Below are 24,416 nucleotides of genomic sequence, written 5' to 3'. Positions count from 1 at the left end.
CCGGTGTCCTGTGTCAGTCCTCGTCCTTGGAAGCGTCCCGGGAGTCTGCGGCGCCGATCTTCCCCGGACGCCCGCCACGGCGGACGAACCCGGGCTTGTCCGGATCCAGACCGGGCATGGTCTCCAGGAAGCGGCGCTTGATGCCCGCCGTGGTCTCCTGCTCCTGGACCTCGATCTCGCGGCGGGCGACCTCGCGGCGCAGCTCCTCCTCCTGCTGCTCCTGCTCCATCGCGATCGCTTCGTCGTCTCGGCGCCACTCCTCCTTGACGATGTAGCGCACCGAGCGGTTGACGAAGGCCAGCACCGGCACGGCGAACAGGGCGCCGACGATCCCGAGCAGCGTGGTGCCGGCGGTCACGGCCAACACGACAGCCAGCGGATGCAGCTTCACGGCCTTGCCCATCACGATGGGCTGCAGCACGTTGGATTCGATCTGCTGGACCAGCAGCACCACGCCGAGCATCAGCAGCGCGTTGACCAGGCCGTTGGCCACCAGGGCCAGCAGGACTGCGATCGCACCGGTCACCACGGCACCGATGATCGGGATGAAGGAGCCCAGGAAGACCAACACGGCCACCGGCATGGCCAGCGGCACGCCGAGCAGCGCGGCACCGATGCCGATGCCGACGGCGTCGACGGCGGCGACGAAGACCTGCACCCGCACATAGGTGCCCAGCGAGGTCCATCCGCGGCGGCCAGCCCCGTGGATCGCCGGGCGGAACTTGCGCGGCACGAAGTGCACCGAGAAGTCCCAGATGCGGCGCCCGTCGGAGAGGAAGAAGATCAAAGTGAACAGTGCCAGGATCAGTCCGACGACCAGGTTGCCGGCCGTGGAGCCGATGGACATGGCCCCGCCGAGGATCGATTCGGAGTTGTCCTGCACCCACTGGGTGACCTCGGCGATCCACTGGTCGAACTCCTCAGCCGAGATGGAGACGCCCAGATCCCGGCCGACCTCCTCGGCCATGGCGACGAGCTCCATCACCCCGGTGCGGACTTGGTCGGCCATCTCGGCGAAGCCGGTGATGATCTGTTGGCCCACCTGGAAGAGCAGACCCAAGACGAAGGCGATCAGCAGCAGGATGGTGGTGATCGCCGCGAGGATCCTGGGGAAGCGCAGTCTGCGGAGGAAGTCATGGACAGGGCGCAGCAGCGTGGACAGCAGGGCCGCCACCAGCAGCGGAATGATCAGCAACGAGACATAGCTCAGCAGCCACAGCAGCACACCGGTGAAGGCCAGGATGAGCAGCACCCGCCAGGCCCAGGCCGCGGCGATGCGCACCCCCCACGGGATGTCCTCCTGGACGCGCTGGGCGTCGGTGAGGCCGGCGAGCCGGTCATGCTCGAGCCGACCGGCGCCATCGATGCCGCCCTCCGCGCCAGGCGTGTGGGCCGACGGTGCGGACTCCGACTCCCGGGCACCTGCACGCCTCGTCGCCCCGACGGACCCTTCGGCACCCGACGCCGCCGCGTGCGCGCCCGCGGGCACGGCGGCCGGCTGCCTGTCGGCCCCATCGTCGACGGCGCCTTGCCGGCTGTCAGCGCGGTCTTCCTCAGCGTTCATGCGCTCCATGGTGACACAGCTCTCCTGGACTCGAAGGATCAGTGCGTGAAGGTTCAGTGACTGAGACGTCCTCAGACGACGACGGGCCCGCTGCGCACCCGGTGCGGCGCGCGGCGGACCCATCGCGGTGTCATGCGAGGCACAGCAGAGTGCTGCCTCGCCGAGGCTGCTGCGTCAATCCGCCATCGACCTGATGATGGCGATGATGCGCAGGATCTCGATGTAGAGCCAGACCAGGCTCACGGTCAGGCCGAAGGCGGCGGCCCAGGCGTACTTGCGGGCGACACCGGCCTCCACCCCCTCCTGGATGTTGGTGAAGTCCAGGACCAGCGAGTACGTGGCCAGCAGGATCGCCAGCGCGCCGATGGCCAGGCCGATCCACGGGCTGAACTCGGTGCGCAGGCCGAACATGGAGGAGGTGCCGCCGAACATCATCAGTCCGAAGTTGACCAGGCAGAACACCAGGTAGGCCATGCCGGCGACCATGAACATCTTGTTCAGCTTCGGAGTGGCACGCACCTTGCCGGAGCGGAAGAGCACCAGCACCGAGGCGAAGACGATCACGGTGCCCAGCACCGCCTGCAGGACGATGCCTGGGAACTGCCACTCCAGGAACATCGAGATGCCGCCCAGGAAGAGTCCCTGGAATGCGCTGTAGGCCAGGATCAGCGCCGGGTTGGGCTCACGCTTGAAGGCGTTGACCATGCCGAGCGCGAAGCCGCCCAGCACACCCAGGATCATCAGGCCGCTGGCCAGTCCCGGAGACATGGCACCGACGGTGACGGAGACTCCGGCACCGATGAGCACCACGACGAAGCTGATCAGGGTCCTGCGGATGACCTCGTCATAGGTCATCCGGCCCAGGTCTTCGCCGGTCGGGGACGGCTGGCCGTACATCTGGCGCAGCTGGTCAGCGCCCGGAGTCTGCTGGCCGGGCAAGCCGTGCTGCTGGGCGTAGGTCGGACCGGCGCCGGGCTGCTGAGCCCGGGGCTGCTCGGTGACGCTGCCCTGGTCGCTCATGTAGAAACGACGCCGCTCTCGCTCCTTGAACTGCGAGGGAAACGCCTGCGAGTTGAAGATCGGGTTGGACATGTCGTGGGCCGCACTCCTATCGGGGCTCGTGGCTCTGTCGAATGCGCAGCTCCTGCAGTCCGCCGGTGAGCGGCTCTGCGGCGAGCACCTGCCCGCCGCGGCAGGGGTGCAACGCTGACGCACCTTGCGGACAGTCTACCGGGAACCGGGCGTGATGTGCGCCGCATATCCCCTGGTGAGGCGCCCGAGGTCGATCTCGTCCGCGCAGGGCTGAAGCGCGCCGGAATCTGCGGCGCCTCCGGAGCCCGCTGGCGCTGGGCGCGAACGCGTCCTACAGTAGGGCGGCAGACCCTCTTGAACACCGTTCAAACCAGTCGATCCCTCAGCCCGACATCAGGAGCACCGATGACACCGCCCGCGGGCCCCCAGCACCCGACCACCCCCGAGGCCAGCACCCGGGACAGCGAGGCTCTCCCCTCCGAGGCCCTGGTGGCCGGCACGGCCACCGCCTCGGTGCGCGGCGTCGCGCAGATGGCGATGTTCGCCGCCCTGGTCGGCGTACTGGGTCAGCCCTTCGCCATCCCGCTGATCGGCGGCGTCCCGATCACCCTGCAGACCCTCGGCGTCATGCTCGCCGGCGCGATCCTCGGCCCCTGGCGGGGCGCAGGCTCCATGCTGCTGCTCCACGCGCTCGTCGCCGCCGGCCTGCCGCTGCTCTCCCAGGGCTCGGGCGGGCTCGGCGTCTACGCCGGCCCCACGGCCGGCTTCGCACTGGGCTGGATCCCTGCGGCGTTCCTCATCGGCCTGATCACCCAGTGGCGATGGCCGCTGGCCTGGTGGCGCACCGGACTGGGCGTGATCCTCGGCGGCATCGGGGTGATCTACCTGTGCGGGATTCCCGTGATGGCCCATCAGCTCGGCCTGACTCTGACCCAGGCGGCGTTCGCCAGTGCAGGGTTCCTGCCCGGCGATGCGGCCAAGGCCGTCATCGCCGTGGGCATCACCCATGCCCTGATCAGGGCCTACCCCGCGCCGTTCACCTGGGCACGCCGTCGATGACGCCCGGCACGGTCCGACGGCGGGCCCCCCGGGCGGCATCGGGCGGACCGGGGGGCCCGGCGGCGGCGATCATGCCGCTGCACCGTCCCGGCACCTCGCTGCTGCACCGCACCGGTGTGGCCACGAAGTTTTTGCTGGTCTTCCTGTTCGCGCTGGCTGTCTCGCTGCAGCGCGAGAACGTCTGGGTGGTGCTGGGAGCCTGGGCGCTCGTGCTGCTCGGGCACCTGGCCGCCGGCGTCGGCGCGGCCGGGCTGCTGCGGCGCCTCTGGGGGCTGCGCTGGATCCTGATCATCCTCACCGTCCCGCAGCTGATCTTCCTGGACCCGCAGACGACCGCGCTCAACGTCTCCCGGGTGGTCGCGGTGATCATGGTGGCCGGACTGTTCACACTGACCACCCGCACCACGGACATCATGACGGCGTTCGACCGTGCCCTGAGGCCGCTGGGACGCTGTGGGGTCGACACGTCGCGGATCTCGCTGGCGCTGTCGCTGACCATCCGATCGGTGCCGGTGATCCTGGCGTTCTCCTCCCAGATCCAGGAGGCCCTGCGCGCCCGAGGCCGGCGAATGACTCCGAAGGCGCTGGTCATGCCGCTGCTGGTGATGTCATTGCGGCATGCCGAAGAGACCGCCGAGGCGCTGGCCGCCCGCGGAGTGCGCTGAGACGAGCCGATGGAGCGGGTGCTCCTCCGCCAGAGTCAGCAGGGTCACCGCGCCGTCCACACCCTCCCCTGCCTCTGCCGGGAACCCGGCCTCCGGAATGGCTTTCCGCACCAGTCGGCGAAACTCCTCCCGCACGACGGAGGAGCGGAGGACGCCGCCGATCGCGGCGACCTGCGGGGCCGCGCCCGCACCGTCCTCCCCCACCCGCCGCAGAGCGGTGAGGGCTGAATGGGCGAGCTCTCCGGCGGCCTCGGCGCTGATGCGTCGGGCCACCTGATCGTTCTCGGAGAACTCCGCCACCGCCGGAGCGAAGGAGGCCATCACACTGACCGCCGCGGGATCGTTCTGCAGCCGGATGTAGGCGCCCTCGAGGTCGGGCCACCGGGATCGGACGACCTCGGTGAGCGCGGTGGCGGGCCCGCGGCCGTCATAGGCACGCATCACTGCTTGCAACGCGGCCCGCCCCATCCAGCAGGCGCTGCCGGCGTCGCCCATGAGATGACCCCAGCCGTCCACGCGGGCCACCTCCTCGGCACCTACGCCGAGGGTGACGACTCCGGTGCCGGCGGCCACGACCACACCGCGCGCGGCACCCAGCGCACCGAGGTAGCCGGTGACCGAGTCATGGGCCAAGCGCAGGGTGCCGATGCACTCGTCCGTCGGGGCGGAGCCGTCGAGCAGCTCAAGCAGGCGCGCGGCGTCGGCATCCGCAGCGGTGAGCCCGGAGACGCCCAGGGCGACAGTCGCAGCACCCCGCGAGGGACCCGCGACGGCCTCTGCCAGACCCGCAGAGTCTGCGGCGGCGCGGATGATGTCGCGCAGCTGGGGCAGCAGGGGCCGATGGGTCTGCACACCGGGCAGCTCGAGGCGCTCCGGCGGGTGTCCGGCTTGCAGCAGACGCGCCTTGGTGGTGGTCTGCCCGACGTCCAGGGCCAGGGAGGACGCGCGGAGCTGCGGCGGAGCGCTCCGGGGTTCGGTGATGGGCACTGGTCCTCCGTCCGATGGTGGGGATCATGACATCGTAGGACATTCGTGCGCGGTCAACAATGAAAGGGAAGAGCTTTCGCCTGCGTCACACATGTCCTACGCTGTCATGGTCAGCCGATCAGCCACCTCAGGAGGCGGGGATGTCCCTGCAGCAGCGTGCCACCCTCGACGACGTCGCCCGCCTCGCTGGTGTGAGCCGCAAGACCGTCTCACGGGTCTACAGCGAACCGGAGAAGGTCGCCGGCACCACGCGTGATCAGGTGCTCGCCGCCGCACGACGGCTGCGCTTCCGACCCAACACCTTGGCCCGGACGCTGCGCCGCGGCGGCACCTCCTCCACGGTCGGACTGCTGATCGGGGACATGAGCAACCCCTTCTACCACAGCGTCGCGGCCGGCATCGAGCGTGAGCTCTCCTCGGCAGGACTGACCCTGGTGCTCGGCTCCAGCGACGATTCGGAGGAGGGCGAGGAACGGGTCGCCGACGCCCTGCTCTCGCAGCGTGTCGCGGCGCTGATGATGATCCCGGCGGCCGCAGACCAGTCCTACCTGGACGGCGAGCGCCAGTTGGGCACCCCGGTGATCGCCGTGGACCGGCCGGCGAAGAACCTGCTGGCGGACGCCGTCCTGCTGCAGAACCGCAGCGGCGCCCGGCAGGCCACGGAGGCGCTGCTGGCCCAGGGGCACCGCCGGATTGCCTACCTCGCGAGCCCAGCCGACATCTATACCCAGCGGGAACGCCTGGCCGGATACCGGGGGGCCATGACGGAGGCGGGCCTGGGCAGGACCGGACCGCTGGAGCACCTCAGCGACGATGCGGACGAAGACGCCGTCGCCCGGGCCGCCCTGGGCTCTGCGGAGCCGCCGACGGCCGTGCTGGCGGGGAACAACCGGATGAGCGTGGCGGTGCTGCGCGCGGCACGCGAACTGCAGGTCAGCCCTGCGCTGATCGGATTCGACGACTTCGACACCGCCGATGTGCTGGGCATCAGCGTCATCAGTCACGACCCGCTGGAGATGGGGCGCCGCGCAGCGGCCCTCGCCGTGGAGCGCATCGCCCGGCCCGCGACCGTGCCGGAGGTGGTGGAGCTCCCCACTCGTCTGGTGCTGCGCGGCTCCGAGCGACCGGAAGGGGTGTCGCTGTGACCAGCGGCGAGATCCGCCCGGGCAGCGGTCCTGTCTTCTCCCCCACCTCGGCCACAGGCCAGGGGCTGCTGAGCCCACAGCCCCTGCTGCTGAGCGTCCCCGCCGGCCAGGCGAGCGTCGCCCTCCCGCTGCCCGGCGTCGGGGACGGGCCCGCGTCCTCCTTCCTCGGGGCCGGACTGGTCGGGCGGCGTATCCGGGCTGAGGACGAGCTCACCTTCGCGGTCCTCCCGGAGGCGGGCGACGCCACCGAGGATCCGGAGCGTCGTTGGGCGGCGACGGCGGTGACCGTGGACGTGCTGCTCGACGACGGCACGCGGCTCAGCGCCCACGGGGTGACCGACCAGTACGGGGCCGCCCTGGATCCCGAGGCTCAGGCACGCGCGCGACGCACATGGGTGGACCAGTGGAACCTGCGGACCGTGGCCCTGCGCCCCGTCGCAGGGCGGAGCATCGCGGAGGTCCAGGTGCGGGCGACGGCCGATCCCGGGGCCCCCATCCGCTGCTGGATCGACGCGATCGCGATCGGCCCGGGCGCCCCCGTGCCACGGAGCCTGGTCGACGCCGTGGACATCCGCCGCGGCACCCACTCCAGCGGCGAATTCTCCCGCGGCAACAATGCGCCGCTGGTGTGCGTCCCCCACGGCGGACTGTTCGGCCTGCCCATGACCGACGCCTCCGCCGGGAACTGGCCCTATTCCTATCAGGCACATTCCGCGGTGGACCCTTCCCCGCGCCACGGAGAGCCCCGGGTCCGGCCGCAGCTGCAGGGCTTCGGGACCAGCCATCTCCCGAGCCCCTGGATGGGCGACCGCGGGGTGTTCATCCTGGCACCCACCCTGCGCAGCTCCGCCGTCTCTGCGCCCGCCGACGAGGCGCGTCGACGTCGGGCGCTGTGGTTCGACCACGCCGAGGAATCCCCACACGCGCACCAGTATGAGGTGAGGCTCGAAGGTGAGGACGATGCCGGTCGGCGGCGCCGGATCGAGGCCGCGCTGACCGCGGCGCACCACGGGATCGGCCTCGCCCTGGACTATGAGGTGCCCGGCAGCCTCTGCCTCGACCACCGGGGTCTGATGGAGGACCTCAGCTGGCAGCTCGAGGACGGAGTCCTGCTCCTGGAGGGGACGCTGCATGACCGGGAGAACACCCCGGCCCTGCACGTGGCGCTGCGCGTGGAGGGCGTCACGTCCGCGCAGCTGAGCACCGGGGACGTTGCAGCAGGCCTGTGCGGGCACCTCAGCGTCGGTGCAGGACACGTGGAGGCCGTCGTCGGGATATCCTCGGTCAGTCCGACCCTGGCCCGCGCCCATCGCGACGGGCTCCCCGACGTGGCGACCATGGGAGCCCGGGCCCGGCAGAGCTGGAGCGCAGTGCTGGACCGTATGCAGGTGGCGGAGCCCACACTGCTCGGGGACGTTCCCGCCCAGCGCGACAGGCTCACCACGCTGGCCTCGAGCCTGTACCGGGTCTGGGCGTATCCGCAGCGATCCGGCGAGCCGGTCGACGGAGGCGGCCTGGTCCATCGGGCGGTGGCGGGAGAGGCACTGCGAATCCCGATCACCCCGCACGGGGCCCCGGAGGTGGCCGCAGGAGAGCTGACGGTGACCAACGGCTTCTGGGACACCTACCGCACGGAGTGGCCGCTGCTGGCGCTGCTGGATCCCGTGCGGGCCGGAGAACTGGCTGACGGACTGCTCGCCCATGCCCGGCACGGCGGGTGGGTGCCCCGATGGAGCGCCCCGGGGCCCTGCGACATCATGACCGGCACCTCCAGCGACGTCGTCCTGGCCGACCTGCTGGCCCGCCAGGTTCCGGGGGTGAACTGGGCGGAGGCCTATCGGACGGCGGCCCGGCACGCCTTCACGGCACCGCCCGACGACAGGGTGGGCCGCAAGGGGCTGCGGCCGGCGATCTTCCGCGGCCATGTGGACACCGCCACCGACGAGGGCCTCTCCTGGACCTTGGACAACGCGATCAACGACGCCGGGGCGGCCCTGCTGGCTCGCCACCTGCTGGAGACCGACGCCGACCTGCCTGGCCATGACCTGGCCGCCGAGGCGGAGCACCTTGAACGTCGTGGCCTGGCCTACCAGGACGTCTTCCACCCGGAGCACCAGTTCTTCATCGGGCGGAGGCCCGACGGCGCCTGGCGCGTGGACCAGGACTTCGACCCCGATGTCTGGGGCCACGACTACACCGAGACGAACGCCTGGGGCACCCGGGTCACGGCACCTCACGACCCGCTGGGACTCGCCGAGCTGTTCGGCTCTGAGGCCGCACTCGGCGAGGCACTGGACGAGATCCTCGACCGGCCGGAGCTCGCCCGGGAGGAGACCAGCGGCAGCTACGGATTCGTCATCCACGAGCAGCGCGAGGCTCGGGACTGCCGCCAGGGGATGCTCGCGCTGTCCAACCAGCCGGCCCACCATATGCCGTTCATGCTGATGGCGGCCGGACGTCACGACGACGCCCACCGGGTACTCGGCGACGCCCTGGACCGACTCTTCGTGGGGTCTGATCTGGGACAGGGGCATCCAGGCGATGAGGACAACGGGGAGATGAGCGCCTGGTGGCTGTTCGTCTCGCTGGGCCTGTACCCGCTGGTGCCGGCCAGCGGCGAGTACGTGCTGACACCGCCGCGCTGGCGCAGCATCAGCCTGCAGATCCCCGGCGCCTCGGCGCCGCTGCGTGTGACCACCGACGGTCCGCTGCCCGGGGCCGGCCCCCGCTTCATCCAGGAGGTCCTGCTGGACGCCGAGCCGTGGGAGCGGATCTCCGTGCCCCATGCCCGGCTGCGCGACGGCGCCCATCTGCACATCTCACTGAGCGACCGGCCGCAGGGTTGGGCCTCTGACACCCGCCCCCGCGGGCTGAGCGACCGGCTGCGGGCCGCCGGACGCCCGGACACCCCGCTGCGGGATGCGCTGGCGGCGGCCCAGGACCCGGCCCATGCACCCCTGGTGGACGACGTCGGCCAGACCGCCGTGGAGCTGGCGCCGGGAGAGTCAGTGGTGCTGGAGGCGCTGCGCACCGAGGACGGCACCACCGCCCGGAGGACGCCGCTCTACACCCTGAGCTCCGCCCGGGCGGAGACCTCGGCGGGCTGGCAGCTGCACGGGATCACCGCGGGCGGCGGCGAGCTCCTCCTGGACGAGCGGACCGACGAGCGCTTCGACCAGCCGCGCAGCACGCGCCCGTTCCTCACCCGGGCGCCTGTGACCCCCGAGGTCCCAGACTGGGCGGCCGTCCGGCTGACCGCAGGCACCGCCCTGGCCCTGGAGCAGGTCGAGCTCTTCCTGGACTGAGCGGCCGCGGCCTGGGCCCGGGCCGGGACTCAGCAGGGAGGGGCGGTGCTCGCCCGGACCTCGAGGGTGGCCTGGGGTCCCGGCTCTTCGCGGGCCGGGCCGCCGGCGACGGCGGCGAGCAGCAGCCTCGCGGCCTGTGCTCCCAGAGCGGTGGTGTCACGGGAGACGGCCGTGATGGGTGGCCGGACTAGTCGGGCGACGTGCGAATCGTCGAAGGAGGCCAGGGAGAGGTCTCCGGGCACGGCGACGCCCATCTCATGGGCCACGTTGAGCCCGGCGACGGCCATGACGTCGTTGTCATAGACGATGGCGCTGGGCCGCTCCCCCAGGCTGAGCAGGCTGCGGGTGCGGGCAGCGGCCGAGGCCGCTGAGAAGTCCCCGTCCTCCACGAGGGCCTGCAGTCCTCTGCCCTCGGCGGTTCGCCGCAGCTGAGCCCGGCGGGCCGCCACGTGGTCGAGCTCGGGATCGCCGCAGACGTAGGCCAGCCGGCGGTGCCCGAGCGCGGCCACATAGTCGAAGAGCATGGTGGCCACGCCGTCGTTGTCCATCCACACGGCCGAGACCTCCGGCCTCGGAGCGTGGGAGCCGACCACGACGGCGGGCAGCTCCAGCTCCGCCAGGAGCTTCAGTCGAGGATCGTCGGCGTGGGGGTCGATCACCACGACCCCGTCCACCCGCCGACTGGACCACCAGCTGGAATATGTCTCCAGCTCCTCCTCCTCCGCAGAGACCACACGGACCATCAGTGCGCTGTGGGAGTCACCGAGGCCGAGCTGCAGACCGGCGATGAGCTGGTTGAAGAAGGCCTCTGTGCCCAGCGCCGCGGGCGGTCGGTCGATCACCAGACCGATCGCCCCCACGGTGCCGCCGGTCAGCGCCCGGGCCGCTGAGTTGGGACGCCACCCCAGGTCCCGGGCGATGCGCAAGATCCGTTCCCGGGTGGCCTCGCTGACCCCGGGCCGCCCGTTCAGCGCGAACGACACCGCGCCCTTGGAGACACCGGCCTCTCGGGCGATGTCGGCGATGGTGGTCCGTTGTCCGCTCCGTGATGCTGGCACTGTGCCGTCCTCTCCGCGTCCTCGACGTGCGCACTTCTGGTCCATCGTCGCCCATACCCATGCGGCCGGGACTGACAGTCCCTGATGATCTCGTCATACTCGAGGGGCTTGACTCTACCGGTTTAGGTCACCATTATAGGTGACTACCGGCATCATTGTGAGCCAAGTCACGAAGAATTGCTGAACAGTTTTATCACTCGTATCCGCGTCCGTCGCAGGACGCCGAGGAGGAACGGACCATGACCCCCAGAGCCCCGCACCACCCAGGTCTCCCCCGCCCGCACGCCGGCCGCAGCGGCCCTCGGGCCGCCCTGGGCGTCGTCGCCCTCTCCGCGCTGGCCCTGACCGCCTGTGGCGGAGGCGACGATGCCTCCGCCGAACCCCAGGACGGCGAGATCACCGGCTCGGTGACTCTGCAGACCTGGGCGCTCACCCCCAGCTACACCGACTATCTCGACGACGTCATCGAGGCCTTCGAGGAGGCGCACCCCGGCACCGAGGTCACCCTGCTCGACCAGCCCGGTGACGGCTACTCCGACCAGGTGCTCACCCAGGCGGCCGCCGGAGAGCTTCCGGACGTGGTCAACCTGCCGCCGGACTTCGCTCTGCCGCTGGCCCAGGAAGGCATGCTCCTCGATGTGGCGGCCGCCGATGAGACCCTCCGCGACACCTATGTGGAGGGCGGCATCGAGGCCTACGAGTTCGAGGGCCTCGAGGGCGTCTACGGCTACCCCTGGTACCTGAACACGGACATCAACTACTGGAACATGGACAAGCTCGAGAGCTGCGGGCTCGATCCGGAGAACCCGCCCGCGGACCTGGATGAGCTCTTTGAGCAGGCTGCCGTCATGCATGACGAGTGCGACGGCGAGGAGCACCTGATCAGCGCCCGGCCAGGACTGGGCACCTTCACCCTGGCCGGCATCGAGATCCTCGACGACGCGGGCGACGAGTTCGTCTTCGCCGTCCCGGAGGCCGTCGAGATCCTGGACCGGTACCGTGATGCCTACGCCGAGGGCCACATGCCCGGCCAGGTCCTCAACGATGACTACCTCGGCAACGCCACGATGTTCACCGAGGGTCAGGTCGCCTGGACCACCGGCGGCGGCACCGCCATGGGCGACTTCATCACCAACAACCCCTCCCTGGAAGGCAACGTGGCGGTGAGCCCCGCGCTGGACACCCCGCCGCTCTACGTGCAGGGGTTCTCCGTGGCCGCCGACTCGGACAACCCGGCCACCGCCCTGGCGCTGGCCCAGTGGTTCACCAATGCGGAGAACCAGGAGGCCTTCGCCGCGGAGGTGAACATCTTCCCCTCCACCATCGCCTCCAAGGACAGCGAGGAGCTCGCCGAATCCGACGGCACACCGGAGGACGACGCCCGGGTCCTGGCCTTCGAGTCGATCTCCCAAGCTGAAGTGGTCCAGCCCTTCGCCATCAACGAGGCGATGACGGACTACTTCAACCAGCAGCTCAGCCTGGCCATCAGCGGGGACATCACCAGCGAGGAAGCCCTGGAGACCGCCCAAGAACGCATGAACCAGCTGCTCGACTGAGACGTGAGGACATCCCTGTGACTCTGGCCACACGCTCCGGCCCCCAGTCCGTGAAGCTCAGAAACGCCCGCAGCACCCAGGTGCCGACCAACGGCCCCGTCGTGCCCTGGGTGCTGCTGGCTCCGGCGATCCTGTTCCTCGCCGTCTTCACGGTCTGGCCCTCCCTCAACACCATCCGGGTCGCCTTCACCGACACCACCCCGCTGGGAGGCGGCGACTACATCGGATTCGACAACTTCGCCGCCATGGCGCAGGACCCCCAGGTGGTCAACGCGCTGCTCAACAGCGTCGTGTTCATGATCGTCTGCCTTCCGCTGCTGATCATCCTGCCTCTGCTGATCGCCATGCTGGTGCTCAAGGCGCTGCCGGGCATCGCCTTCTTCCGGATCGCCTACTACACCCCGGTGATCGCCTCGGCCGTCGTGGTCGGCCTGGTCTGGCAGTGGATGCTCAACGATCGAGGCCTGATCAACAACCTGGCGCTGCAGCTCGGCGTCCTCCAGACTCCGATGCCGTTCCTCACCGAACGTTGGCTGCTCATCCTCAGCGCCATCGCGCTGACGGTGTGGCAGGGCCTGGGCTACTACATGATCATCTACATGGCCGCCCTGGGGAACGTGGACCGCAACCTCTATGAGGCGGCCGCCGTGGACGGAGCGGGCGCCATCCGCCGCTTCATCTCCGTGACCATTCCCGGCGTCCGGCGGACCATGACCCTGATCGGCATCCTGGTCTCCGTCTCGGCCCTGCGCGTCTTCTCCGAGATCTATGTGCTCTCGGGAGGGACCGGGGGGCCGGGCGGGCAGGCGATGACCCTGGTGATGCTCATCCAGCAATACTCCCGGGGCTTCTTCGGAGACCTGGGCTATGCCGCCACGCTGAGCATCCTGCTGTTCCTGGTCACCCTGGTCCCGCTGATCGTGCTGGCCAGACTCAACAAGGGAGACGACTGATGTCCACCACCGTCAGCACGGTCACGGAGCCCGTCGCGCCCGAAGGACCGACCCGCCGACCAGACCGCCCGGCCCGGCGCCGCCGACCGCGCAGACGAAGCGGCCGCGGCTTCGGCACCCTCTCCCCCAGCGGCATCGCCCTGCGCTATGCCCTGCTGCTGTTCGTCCTGGTGATCACGATCGGGCCCTTCCTCTGGCAGTTCTCCACCTCGTTGCGCGGCCCCGGGGAGGACGTCTACTCCCGAGAGATCTCCTTCATCCCTCAGGAACCGACCCTGGACAACTATCTGCGGGTCACCGACGCCATCCCGGTGTTCGGATTCATCATGAACTCGGTGATCGTGGCGGCCCTGGCCGTCGGAGGCAACGTCCTCTTCGCCACGCTGGCCGGCTTCGCCCTGGCCCGTCTGCGCTTCAAGGGGCGGGTGGTCCTCATCGGCGCACTGCTGGGTACCCTGGTGCTGCCCGGGGAGGCCACGATCATCGCGCAGTATCTGACCATCCGCGGCATGGGGCTCTCCGACACCCTGCTCGGCGTCGCCCTGCCCGGCATGGTGGCCGTGCTCAACGTCCTGCTGATGTACAACGCCTTCCGTCAGATCCCTCCGGAGATCGATCTCGCCGCCGTCGTCGACGGGGCCGGAGTCTGGCGCCGGCTCTGGAACGTGGCGCTGCCCTCGGCCAAGGGGACCATCGCGGTGGTCGCGATCTTCTCCTTCATCGGCGCCTGGAACGACTTCCTCTGGCCGCTGATCGCGCTGACCACCCCGAGCAACTACACCCTCACCGTCGGCCTGCAGTTCCTCGCCGGCACCTTCGTCAATGACCAGCGACTCATCGCCGCCGGAGCGATGATCGCCTTCATCCCGATCGCGATCGTCTTCGCGGTGCTGCAGCGCTACTTCTTCCGCGGCATCGAGGAGGGCGGGGTCAAGGGCTGAAGCCCGTCCTCCTCAGTCCCACACGATCCACCAGTTCAGCAAAGGACCCCGCATGACCTGTTCCTGTCCCACCACTGCCCCTGCCCCGTCGCCGATCGGTACGGTGCGCTGATGCGGTTCGGGCTCAATCACACACCGCGGCACGGCTGGTTCCACGCCTGGCAGGACCTGGACCTCGCCGACGTCGCCGACGACATGTCCGCCATCGCCTCCCTCGGCGTTGACCATGTGCGGATCTTTCCGCTCTGGCCCCTGATCCATCCCAACCGGGGACTCATCCGCGAGCGCGGACTGGCCGACGTCGTCGACGTGGCCCGGGTGGCTCACGAGCATGGGCTCGACGTCGTCGTCGATGCGCTCCAGGGGCACCTCTCCAGCTTCGACTTCCTGCCGGCCTGGCTGGGCACCTGGCATCGTCGGAACATGTTCACCGACCCGGAGGTGGTCAGCTCCACCGCCGAGTACGTCCGGCGGCTCACCGCCGCGGTGGCGCGGGAGCCGAACCTGATGGGCATCACCCTGGGCAACGAGATCAACCAGTTCGCCGCCGCCCCGCATCCGGACCCGCACCCGGTGGACGCGGCCGGCGGCACCGCGTGGTTGGAGACCATGCTCGGCGCCGCCCGCGCCGAGACCGACGCCCTGGTGACCCATTCGATGTACGACGCCGGCTGGTACGACTCCACGCAGCCCTTCGGTCCCGCCCACGCCGCCGAGCTGGGCGACGCGACGATCACCCACTCCTGGGTCTTCAACGGCGCCGCCCAGCTTGCAGGAGGGCTCGCCGAGGAGTCGGTCAGCCACGCGGAGTACCTGACCCGCCTGGCCCAGGCCTGGCACCCACCCGGCTCGGCCCGGCCGATATGGCTCCAGGAAGCGGGAGCTCCGACCACCGTGATGGATCCGGCCGAGGCACCCGAGTTCATCCGCCGCAGCATGCGCCGGGTCGCGCAGGTCCCGCACCTGCTGGGGATCACCTGGTGGTGCAGCCATGACGTCTCCCGGGACCTGCTGGACTTCCCCGAGGTGGAGCACGACCTGGGGCTGATCGACGTCTCCGGCCGGATCAAGCCCACCGGGGAGGCCTTCGCCGAGACGGTGGCCGAGCTGCGCGCCGAGCCTCCGGCCGCCACCGCGGCGCAGGCGCCCGCGGTGATCATCGACGACCTCGGCCGGGATCCCCGCGACGAGCTCGGGCCGGGCGGCGCCGTGCATCGGGCCTGGCTGGACGCCCGTGACGGGCATGCTGGCACTGCGCTGACGCTGCGCTCCCAGTCCCAGGATCAGGACCCGACCCGGGACCTGACCCGCGGATCCCTGTCCGCTCACCACCTCTCAGACCTTCCGACCCCTGCCCCCACCCCCCAGAGGAGCTGACCTGTGCACGACGACGTCTCACTGACCCTCGGACGAGTCCGCCGCGTCCTGACCGAGCGCATCCGCCCAGCCGTCCATGGACCCCGCCTGCCGATGGAGGTCCGGGCGCATCGGCTGCCGGGTGAGCCCGTGCCGCCCGACCAGGGTCTCGGGCTCGAGCATGACCCCTATGAGGTCGGCACCCCCTGGGGCCCGGCCTGGTCCACCACCTGGTTCCGTCTGCGGGGCGAGATCCCTCAGCAGTGGGCCGGTCAGCCGGTGGAGGCCCTCATCGATCTGGGCTTCGACGTCAACATGCCCGGATTCCAGTGCGAGGCCCTGGTCTACCTGCCTGACGGCACGCCGGTGAAGTCGCTCAACCCGCGCAATCAGTGGGTGCGGGTCTCCGATACTGCCGTCGGCGGAGAAGCGGTGGAGCTCCACCTGGAGGCCGCCGCGAACCCCGTGCTGCTGGACTATCACCCGTTCCTGCCCACTCAGGAGGGCGATGTGCAGACCAGCTCTCCGAAGCCCCTCTACACCACACGACACATGGACCTCGCAGTCTTCCACCCGGAGGTCTTCGAGCTCGCGAGTGACCTCACGGTGCTCCTCGAGCTGGTGGAGCAGCTGCCGGAAGGGGCCCGTCGGGGACGGATCCTGACCGCTCTCGACGCCGCACTGGACCGGGTCGACCTGCAGCGTATCCCTGAGACCGCCTCCGCAGGACGAGCTGAGCTGGTCGAGGTGCTGCAGGCTCCCGCCTCGGCGAGCGCGCACACGATCTCGGCGATCGGGCATGCCCACATCGACTCCGCCTGGCTGTGGCCGGTGCGCGAGACCATCCGCAAGGTGGCCCGGACGAGCTCGTCGATGACGGAGCTGATCGACGCGACCGATGATTTCCTCTACGGAATGTCCTCGGCCCAGCAGTACGCCTGGCTCAAGGAGCACCGCCCGGAGGTCTTCGCCCGGGTGAAGCAGGCCGTGCAGGAGGGCCGATTCGTGCCGCTGGGTGGCATGTGGGTGGAGTCGGACACCACCATGCCCTCCGGGGAGTCCCTGGTCCGGCAGTTTCTTCACGGACAGCGGTTCTTCGAGTCCGAGTTCGGGATCCGCTGCCGTGGTGTGTGGCTGCCGGACTCCTTCGGCTACTCCCCCGCCCTCCCGCAGCTGATGCGCCGGGCCGGGTTCGAGTGGTTCTTCACACAGAAGATCTCCTGGAACCAGGTCAACAGGTTCCCGCATCACAGCTTCGACTGGGAGGGGATCGACGGGTCCCGGGTCTTCACCCATTTCCCACCGATGGACACCTACAACGCCCAGCTCTCCGGGGAGGAGCTGGCGCGTGCTGATCGCCAGTTCCGGGAGCACCGCACCTCCACGAGCTCGGTGGCGCCGACCGGATGGGGCGACGGCGGAGGCGGCACCACCCGGGAGATGGTCGCGGCCGCGCGCAGGGTGGCCGACCTGGAGGGCAGTCCGAAGGTCCGCTGGGAGCACCCGGATGACTTCTTCTCCCGGGCCAGGGCCGAGCTGCCCGAGCCGCCGGTCTGGGTCGGTGAGCTGTACCTCGAGCTCCACCGGGCCACGCTGACCAGCCAGCACGGCACCAAACGCGGCAATCGCCGCACCGAGCACCTCCTGGTGGCCGCCGAGCTGTGGTCGACGCTGGCGGCCGTGCGGACCGGCGCCGACTACCCGTATGAGGCGTTGGAGACGCTGTGGGAGACCGTGCTGCTGCACCAGTTCCACGACATCCTGCCGGGCACCTCGATCGCCTGGGTGCACCGCGAAGCCGTGGAGACCTACGCCCGGGTGGAGGACGAGGCCCGCAAGATCATCGACGGCGCCCTGGATATGCTCGCCGGCAGCGGCACGGATCACCTGGTGGCCAACGCCGCCCCGGCGCCGGCCCGGCTGCACGGCATCGAGCTGCCGGCCGACACCCTGACGGCCCCGGGATCCTCCTCTGCGCCGGCCGTAGAGCTTCGCCGCGACGGTGAGGACCTGCTGCTGGAGAACTCCCTGGTGAGGATCCGCCTCGACGACGCCGGGCACGTGGTCTCCGCCGTGGAGCTGGCCACCGGGCGGGAGGCGATCGTGGCCGGTGAGCGCGCCAACGTGCTTCGTCTGCACCAGGACTTCCCCAACATGTGGGACGCCTGGGACGTGGACCGTTTCTATCGCAACACCGTGGAGGTCATCGACGGCGTCGACGAGCTGACCGCTGAGGTCGACGCCGCCGGTGCTGCGGTGGTCACGGTCACCCGTTCCTTCGGCAGCTCGACCGTCACCCAGCGGCTCACCCTGGAGCCGGAGAGTCGGATGCTGCGCATCGAGCAGGAGACCGACTGGCACGAGGCGGAGAAGTTCCTCAAAGCGGTGTTCCCCCTCCAAGTCTGGGCCACCGAGACGATCGCCGAGACGCAGTTTGGCGTCCAGCGGCGTCCGACCCACACCAACACCAGCTGGGAGGCGGCGAAGTTCGAGACCTCCATGCACCGGTTCGTGCTGGTCGAGGAGGAGGACTTCGGCGTCGCACTGGTCAACGACTCCATCTACGGATTCGACGTCACCCGCGATGCCGACGGTGAGGTCACCACCACAGTGGGGCTCTCGCTGCTGCGCGCGCCCCGATTCCCCGACCCGGAGACGGACCAGGGCCTTCAGCACCACTGCCTCGGGCTGGTCGTCGGCGCCGATGTGACGTCCGCGACCGTCGAGGCGTCCGCACTGAACATCCCACCGGTGGAGATCGCCGGCGATGCACAGACCGCAGCACGTCTGGGCCGCCCCCTGGCCCAGGTGGAGGGGCCCGCCGTGCTGCGGTCCGTGGTGAAGCTGGCGGCGGACCGCTCTGGGGACGTCGTGGTGCGCGTCTACGAGTCCGCCGGCCGGCGCAGCCATGCCGAGCTGACCCTGGACCCGGCCCTGGACGCCGAAGCAGCGCGCGCCGTCTCTCTTCTCGAGGAGGAGACCGATGACGTCCCAGAGCTGACCGTGGACTCCCAGGCCGGGCGACTGAGCTGGCCGATCAGACCGTTCGAGGTGACCACGGTGCGCATTCCGCAGGCCTGATGCCCGCCAGACGACGGGAGCCCCTCCACCGTCAGGGTGGAGGGGCTCCCGTCACTGCGAGGTGGTCAGCTGATCGCGTCCTCGATCTCGCCGTGCATGCGCTCGGCGGCCTCCTCGGCGGTGACGCGGCCGAAGAAGAACTCGTCCTCGTACCGGATGACGATGTCCTGCACCGCACCGTAGCCTTCCGGCGCCAGAGGCGGCGAGTCCGCGACGACGTCCTCGAGGCTCTCGGAGAACTCCACGATCCGAGACTCGACACCGTCGAGGTCGTCGCGGATCTGATCCCGGATCGAGGCGTTGCCGGGGATGCCGCGCTCGATCTGCTGCAGCTCACCGGCACGCTCATCGTTGACCAGGAAGTCCACGAACAGCTGGGCCTCCTCTGGGTGGTCGCTGCCCGAAGCCACGGAGTAGAACATCGAGGCCTTGTAGTACATGTAGGCGTCGGAGGCGTCCCCGGTGAGGCTGGGCATCATCAGCGGCTCGAGGTCGATCTCCTCGTTGCCGGAGAGCGCCACGAGCATGGCGTCCCAGGCTGGGAACATCGCTCCCTCCCCGGTGGCCAGCAGGGTCTGTTCGCGGGCGATGCCGCGCTGCTCGGCCATCTCGGCCGCATCGGGGAAGGCCCCGGCCTCGTCGAACTCGCCGAGCATCTCGAAGTAGCCGACAGCGTCCTCCGGCTCCCAGGCCAGCTGCCCTTCGTCGTCCACCATGCTGACCCCGTGGGTCTGTCGCAGCCAGGTCTCCAGACCGGCGGAGTCGAAGGAGCCGGACTGTCCGTAGGCGTCGGTGTTCTCCGAGACTCCCACGGCGAGGTCCTTCAGATCGTCCCAGGTCCAGGTGGAGTCATCGGGCATCTCCAGCCCCGCCTCCTCGATCAGCTCCGGGTTGACCGCGAAAGTCAGGGCGGTCTGACCCACCGGCATCGCGTAGAGCTCGCCGTCGAGGGTGCCGGTGTCCATCAGCTCATCGGTGAACTCGCTGGTGTCGATGTCCTCAAGCGGCAGCAGGATGCCGCTCTCGATGTACTCGCGCAGGTACACCAGGTCCATCTGGATGATGTCGGGAGTGTCACCGGCCGCGGTCTGAGTGGCCAGCTGATCCCAGTAGCCGTCCCATTCACCGTACCGGTGGTCGATGGTGATGTGCGGGTGCTCCTCCTCGAAGATCTCGATGATCTCCTGGGTGTACTGGTGACGCACGTCCCCGCCCCACCAGCTGAAGGTCAACGTGACGTCGCCCTCGTCGTCGCCCCCGTTCCCGCAGGCGGTGGCGGCCAGGCCGGCGATCGCCAGGCCCGCACCTGCCCTCATCCATCGTCTCCGGCGAACGCTCGGGGGCACGTGCCTCGGAGTTGTCAGTGTGTTGCTCATGGGGTGCTCCTCATCATCGGGGGCTCTGCCGGTCCACTAGGGTCTCGGGAGCGCTCCAGACCTGGAGCCGCCCGCACATGCCGAACAGCCGCGGCTCGGGTCTGGGTGTCCCACGGATCACGGAGGCTTCGCTGAGGTGGGCGCCGTCGCCTTCCGCCAGCGCGTCCATCTGGACCCGCGTGCGCTCGGTCTCGGCCTCTACCGTGGCGGCCCAGATCCTCCGCCACTCGTCGAGGCGCGGCCGGACCAGCTCGACGGCGCGGGCATGGAGCCGCTGCAGCGCAGCAGGTCCCTCACGCTCGACGGCGGCCAGCAGCGTTCGGTAGCCCTCGATCGCCAGGTCTCTGCGCGTGCGCGCCGCCTCGGCCCGGGCCTGCTCGTCCCCCTCGGACGGCAGCGCGACGGCCCGGCGGTACCGCTCGGGGTCGGCGAGGATCTCGTCCGGGAAGGTCATCACGGCATCACCGGCCTCCGGGAGCCCGGCGTTCTGCATGATCACGGAGAGCTCCAGGCCCGCATGGTTGACCAGACGGTGCACCGTGCCGGGGGTGAACCACAGCAGCGAGCCCTTCTCCAGGTCATCCCGGGCGGCACCAGCGGAGCTGAGCGTGTGGACCTCACCGCGCCCGGCCGTGACCACGTAGGCCTCGGTGGAGAGCGTGTGCAGGTGCGGCGTCCCGCCGTGCAACCCGTCCGGGGTGTCCCAGTCATAGACGCACAGGTCGCTGACCGAGGTCCCGCCGGGGAAGTCCGGGAGGGAGCGCGAAGGCTTCGCGGAGCTCTGATGCGCGGCGCTCACCAGGCGAACTCCCTGCCCAGCTCGTCCAGCTCCGCACGGGAACAGACCTTGGCGATGAACACGAACCGGTGGCCCAGCCGCAGCCGACCCTCATGGGGCAGGTGGATCTCCTGGTCGAAGGCCGGGGACTGGCTGGTGACCGTGAAGATCCCGGTGCGGGTGAACCACTTGATCGGAGGCAGCTCGGCGTCCTGGGACTCCGAGGCCCCGGCGAAGGCCATCACGGTCCCACCCCCGTCGATCTCGTCATGTGCGGAGGAGAAGGCGACCCAGTCCGCCACCGCGCCCATGGTGTTCTCCTCACCCTCGGCACCCGCGGAGTTGACGACGTCGCATCCGGTCCAGGAGCGCGGGCCGCGCCAGAACCAGCCGGTGTATCCGGCATTGGGCCGGCCGGCCGTGGTCGGGCTCCCCATCGGCAGGGTGCGACCGCTGACGTTGGTCAACTCTGTGGTCAGATCGATCGCCCAGAGGCCCTGCCCGGGGCCGAAGCGGTCAGCGTCCAGGGAGTGGATCCGCTGGACGCGGTGCTCGTCGAACCAGTGTTCTCCGCGGGAGGTGAACCACTCCAGGGATTCGTCGAACACGACCTCCTCGCCACCCTGCGGCGCTGAGGCGAATCCGGCGTGCTTCATCGTGCCGAGGTTGTCCCGCATCTGGTAGCCGGATTCGGTCGAGAAGGTCGGCCCGCCCCAGAAGTTCTGGTCAGCCACATGGGACCAGGTGAACTGCAGGCCGGTGTGCCAGCGGTGATCCCAGGGGCGGCGGACCGCGGCGGGACCGCCGTCAGTGAAGCGCAGCGGGTAGAGGTAGGGCTTCGGGGCCTCCTCCTGCGGTGAGTCCGGGTGGATCACATAGCGCAGGATCTCGGTGCCGCCGGCGTCGACGGAGACGGCGTCCTGCTCGGTGCGGACGTCGAAGCGGGTGGTGACTGCCGTGGTGGTCACTGGACGGTCTCCTTGCTGACAGCGGTGTTCTCCGCGCTGCCGTAGATGAATGCGGGGTCGTGCATGCCGGTGTAGTAGGTGCCCGTCGCGGCGAGCTGGTCGCGTGCGACGGTCCGGCCTGTCTCGGCGGACTCGTAGAGGGCGGCGATGAACTCCAGCACCCGACGGCCGTCATCGCCGGAGGCGCGTGGTCGGACCCCCGCCGCCATGGCGTCGAGCAGCTCGGCGAGCTGCTGCTTGTGCGATGAGGGGATGTTCTCCTGCGGCACCCAGCCGGTGGCCGCCTCGTCCCCGGCACGGTGCGGGGCCGGGGTCCAGGTCCAGGAGCTGTTGTCATAGCCGTAGAGGTGCTCGACCTCCACCGTGGCGTCCTGGAAGTCGAAGCGCAGGTAGGAGACCTCGCGCGGGGAGAGGACGCTGTTGACGATGGAGGCCATCGCGCCGTTGGTGAAGCGCACCGTGGCCATGGAGACGTCCTCAGTCTCGACGTCGCGGTCCAGCGCGTCGGCGACGGCGGTGACCTCGGTCCAGTCGCCGAGGATCTCGAAGAGCAGGTCCATCTGGTGGATGCCGTGGCCCATGGCCGGCCCTCCGCCCTCGGTGGCCCACTTCCCGCGCCACGGCACCTCGTAGTAGCCGTGGGTGCGGTACCAGAGCGTGTGGCAGACCGCCACGAGGGGGCGCCCGAGGGTGTTGTCGCGGACCTGCTGCTTGAGCTGCTGGGCGCCGGATCCGAAGCGGTGCTGGAAGACGTAGGAGGCGAAGGGCCCCTGCGCGCCCTCATGGGCGGCGACCTCGTCGTACTCGGCGAGCGTGAGCACCGGAGGCTTCTCGCACCAGACCCACGCGCCGGCCTTGAGCCCCTTGATGAGCCCTTCCTTATGAGCCACCGGAGGGGTGCACAGGATCAGCAGATCGGGCTCCTCGACCGCGAGCATGGAGTCCACGTCGGTGTGGCGGCCCGGGATCCCCCACTCGTCCGCGACGGCGGCCACGCGGTCGGCGTCGACATCGGCGATGGCGACCACCTCCACGCGGTCCTCGTGGGCCTTCAGCGTCGGCAGGTGCGCCCCGCTGGCGATCCCTCCGGCGCCGACGACGGCGGCACGGATGCGGGCGGAAGAGGCTGTCATGGAAGGGCTCCTGGAAGTAGAGGGGCGATCTGCGCGTCAATGTGATCGATCACTATTCGGCGTCAGACACGAGCCTAAGGAGCCGATGGATATGCTGTCAACACCCTGATGTTGCTCAGATCACCTCTTCCCGGCGCCCAGGGCGCCCTGTCGCCCGGAACGGCGGGCGCTGACAGACTGGAGGAGATCAGCTCCACCCGACCCGACCAGAGGTGACCACGTGGCGTCCCATCCCACATCCGAGGCGCGGCCGGCACGCGCGGCGACGATCCACGAGGTCGCCCGGCGCGCCGGGGTGTCCCATCAGACCGTCTCGCGCTTCCTGCGCGGGCTGGGACCGTTCCGCCCGGACACGGTGACCCGGGTGGAGGCTGCGATCAAGGAGCTCGACTACCGGCCCAACATGATCGCCCGGTCCATGCGCACCCGGCAGACCGGGGTGCTCACCGCCCTGCTCCCCTCCCCCGTGACCCAGATGCCGACCCCGATGCTCGCCGCGGCGGCCGAGGCCGCCCATGCCGCGGGCTACTTCATGGAGATCGCCGTCGTGGAGGGCCCCGCAGAGGCCCGCAGCCGCCGCGCCCGGGAGCTCATGGGCTCCGGGCGCGTGGAAGGGGTGCTCTCCCTGGCCGGCCTCCCGGACATGGACGACCAGCCGAAGACCGCCACCTCAGGGGCACTGACGATCATCGAGCAGTTCGATGATGACCTGCGCGGACTGGGCGGACTGGCAGACGCCGGAGCGCTGCGCGAGATCGTCCGCACCCTGGCCGACTGGGGACACCGCCGCTTCCTGCACATCCAGGGCCCCGAGGAATGGACCTCGGCTCGGGCCCGCCGTGAGGTCTACGAGCAGACCATCGCCGAGCGAGGACTCGAGTCCCACGGCGTGGTGGGAGGCGACTGGTCGGCCGCCATCGGATATGAGTCCATCCGCGCGCTCGAGGACTCCTCCGGCGTGACGGCGGTGATCGCGGCCAACGACTTCGTGGCCATGGGAGCGATCCGCGCCGCTCACGAGCGCGGCTGGCATGTGCCTCGAGATATGAGTGTGACCGGCTGGGACGACATCGACGTGGGCCGGTACGCGACCCCCTCGCTGTCCACGGTGACGGTGGACCGTGCGGGGCGGGGCCGCGGGGCGATGCGTCGGCTCATCGCCCTGGTCCGCGGCGAGGAGCCGCCGAGCAGCGCACCGGAGCCCAACCGCGTGGTGCTGCGCGAGTCCACCGGCCCTGCGCCGCGGCCCTGACTCGCCATCACGACCCGCGGACCCTCCCGGTGTCATCGAGGGGTCGATATGAACGCCGCAGGCCCCCTATCTCGGCCTCGCAAGCGATCATATCGACCATTCGACGAGTCAGGGGTGGTGCCCCCACTGGGACTCGAACCCAGACTGTGCTGATTTTAAGTCAGCTGCCTCTGCCGATTGGGCTATGGGGGCGCACACATGACGACG

18 protein-coding genes and 1 tRNA gene are annotated in these 24,416 nt (G+C 69.9%); 10 read left to right on the top strand and 9 right to left on the bottom strand.

The window, feature by feature from the left end:
• Positions 1 to 13 precede the first annotated feature (13 nt).
• Both ODE13_RS04970 and ODE13_RS04965 read right to left on the bottom strand, forming a co-directional pair.
• Positions 14 to 1,564, bottom strand: a complete 1,551-nt coding sequence (locus tag ODE13_RS04970; protein ID WP_322478239.1) for an AI-2E family transporter — start codon at positions 1,562 to 1,564, stop codon at positions 14 to 16.
• 174 nt (positions 1,565 to 1,738) lie between these two features.
• A complete protein-coding gene (locus ODE13_RS04965; RefSeq protein WP_179540623.1) occupies positions 1,739 to 2,656 on the bottom strand; it encodes a Bax inhibitor-1/YccA family membrane protein in 918 nt (305 codons plus the stop codon).
• A gap of 345 nt (positions 2,657 to 3,001) precedes the next feature.
• Between ODE13_RS04965 and ODE13_RS04960 the strand changes: the two genes are divergently transcribed.
• Complete coding sequence (locus ODE13_RS04960) at positions 3,002 to 3,655, top strand: biotin transporter BioY (protein ID WP_322478238.1); 654 nt, start codon at positions 3,002 to 3,004, stop codon at positions 3,653 to 3,655.
• A 71-nt stretch (positions 3,656 to 3,726) separates the two neighbouring features.
• Positions 3,727 to 4,320 (top strand): energy-coupling factor transporter transmembrane protein EcfT, encoded by a 594-nt coding sequence (locus ODE13_RS04955; protein ID WP_322478237.1) that lies wholly within the window; start codon positions 3,727 to 3,729, stop codon positions 4,318 to 4,320.
• On the opposite strand, the gene ODE13_RS04950 is transcribed toward ODE13_RS04955, so the two are convergent.
• Positions 4,264 to 5,307 (bottom strand): N-acetylglucosamine kinase, encoded by a 1,044-nt coding sequence (locus ODE13_RS04950; protein ID WP_322478236.1) that lies wholly within the window; start codon positions 5,305 to 5,307, stop codon positions 4,264 to 4,266. The genes ODE13_RS04955 and ODE13_RS04950 overlap by 57 nt on opposite strands.
• A 140-nt stretch (positions 5,308 to 5,447) precedes the next feature.
• Here ODE13_RS04950 and ODE13_RS04945 point away from each other — a divergent pair, with 140 nt between their 5' ends.
• Positions 5,448 to 6,452 carry a LacI family DNA-binding transcriptional regulator gene (locus tag ODE13_RS04945; RefSeq protein ID WP_322478235.1) on the top strand — a complete coding sequence of 335 codons (1,005 nt, stop codon included), beginning with the start codon at positions 5,448 to 5,450 and terminating at the stop codon, positions 6,450 to 6,452.
• Positions 6,449 to 9,757 carry a glycoside hydrolase domain-containing protein gene (locus tag ODE13_RS04940; RefSeq protein ID WP_322478234.1) on the top strand — a complete coding sequence of 1,103 codons (3,309 nt, stop codon included), beginning with the start codon at positions 6,449 to 6,451 and terminating at the stop codon, positions 9,755 to 9,757. Before ODE13_RS04945 ends, ODE13_RS04940 begins: the two co-directional genes overlap by 4 nt.
• Positions 9,758 to 9,786: 29 nt before the next feature.
• Here the strand turns inward: ODE13_RS04940 and ODE13_RS04935 are convergent, their stop codons facing one another.
• Entirely contained in the window at positions 9,787 to 10,815 is a 1,029-nt protein-coding gene (locus ODE13_RS04935; RefSeq protein WP_322478233.1) for a LacI family DNA-binding transcriptional regulator, read from the bottom strand.
• A 239-nt stretch (positions 10,816 to 11,054) separates the two neighbouring features.
• On the opposite strand from ODE13_RS04935, the gene ODE13_RS04930 reads away from it, so the two are divergent.
• From ODE13_RS04930 to ODE13_RS04910, 5 genes are all read left to right on the top strand, one after another.
• Positions 11,055 to 12,371: an ABC transporter substrate-binding protein gene (locus ODE13_RS04930; RefSeq protein WP_322478232.1), complete on the top strand. Its 1,317-nt coding sequence runs from the start codon at positions 11,055 to 11,057 to the stop codon at positions 12,369 to 12,371.
• A 17-nt stretch (positions 12,372 to 12,388) separates the two neighbouring features.
• Positions 12,389 to 13,324 (top strand): sugar ABC transporter permease, encoded by a 936-nt coding sequence (locus ODE13_RS04925; RefSeq protein WP_322478231.1) that lies wholly within the window; start codon positions 12,389 to 12,391, stop codon positions 13,322 to 13,324.
• Positions 13,324 to 14,265, top strand: coding sequence for a carbohydrate ABC transporter permease (locus ODE13_RS04920; protein ID WP_179540631.1), 942 nt, complete (start codon positions 13,324 to 13,326; stop codon positions 14,263 to 14,265). Before ODE13_RS04925 ends, ODE13_RS04920 begins: the two co-directional genes overlap by 1 nt.
• A gap of 111 nt (positions 14,266 to 14,376) precedes the next feature.
• Positions 14,377 to 15,642, top strand: coding sequence for a glycosyl hydrolase (locus tag ODE13_RS04915; protein WP_322478230.1), 1,266 nt, complete (start codon positions 14,377 to 14,379; stop codon positions 15,640 to 15,642).
• 3 nt (positions 15,643 to 15,645) lie between these two features.
• The gene (locus tag ODE13_RS04910) at positions 15,646 to 18,702 is read left to right on the top strand and encodes an alpha-mannosidase (protein WP_322478229.1); all 3,057 of its coding nucleotides are present in this window, start codon (positions 15,646 to 15,648) and stop codon (positions 18,700 to 18,702) included.
• A 65-nt stretch (positions 18,703 to 18,767) separates the two neighbouring features.
• Here the strand turns inward: ODE13_RS04910 and ODE13_RS04905 are convergent, their stop codons facing one another.
• From ODE13_RS04905 to ODE13_RS04890, 4 genes are read right to left on the bottom strand one after another with little or no spacing between them, the layout of a single operon-like run.
• The gene (locus ODE13_RS04905) at positions 18,768 to 20,078 is read right to left on the bottom strand and encodes an ABC transporter substrate-binding protein (protein ID WP_322478228.1); all 1,311 of its coding nucleotides are present in this window, start codon (positions 20,076 to 20,078) and stop codon (positions 18,768 to 18,770) included.
• A 13-nt stretch (positions 20,079 to 20,091) separates the two neighbouring features.
• Positions 20,092 to 20,877: a cupin domain-containing protein gene (locus ODE13_RS04900; protein WP_322478227.1), complete on the bottom strand. Its 786-nt coding sequence runs from the start codon at positions 20,875 to 20,877 to the stop codon at positions 20,092 to 20,094.
• Positions 20,874 to 21,824 (bottom strand): PmoA family protein, encoded by a 951-nt coding sequence (locus ODE13_RS04895; RefSeq protein ID WP_322478226.1) that lies wholly within the window; start codon positions 21,822 to 21,824, stop codon positions 20,874 to 20,876. Before ODE13_RS04895 ends, ODE13_RS04900 begins: the two co-directional genes overlap by 4 nt.
• Entirely contained in the window at positions 21,821 to 22,957 is a 1,137-nt protein-coding gene (locus ODE13_RS04890; protein WP_322478225.1) for a Gfo/Idh/MocA family oxidoreductase, read from the bottom strand. Before ODE13_RS04890 ends, ODE13_RS04895 begins: the two co-directional genes overlap by 4 nt.
• A gap of 220 nt (positions 22,958 to 23,177) precedes the next feature.
• On the opposite strand from ODE13_RS04890, the gene ODE13_RS04885 reads away from it, so the two are divergent.
• Positions 23,178 to 24,209: a LacI family DNA-binding transcriptional regulator gene (locus ODE13_RS04885; protein WP_322478224.1), complete on the top strand. Its 1,032-nt coding sequence runs from the start codon at positions 23,178 to 23,180 to the stop codon at positions 24,207 to 24,209.
• A gap of 115 nt (positions 24,210 to 24,324) precedes the next feature.
• Here ODE13_RS04885 and ODE13_RS04880 read toward each other — a convergent pair.
• A tRNA-Leu gene (locus ODE13_RS04880) sits at positions 24,325 to 24,401 on the bottom strand.
• Positions 24,402 to 24,416 lie beyond the last annotated feature (15 nt).

The organism is Nesterenkonia sp. HG001, from assembly GCF_034438835.1.
GTDB classification, from domain to species: domain Bacteria; phylum Actinomycetota; class Actinomycetes; order Actinomycetales; family Micrococcaceae; genus Nesterenkonia; species Nesterenkonia xinjiangensis.
This window is presented reverse-complemented; position numbering and strand designations above follow the sequence as displayed.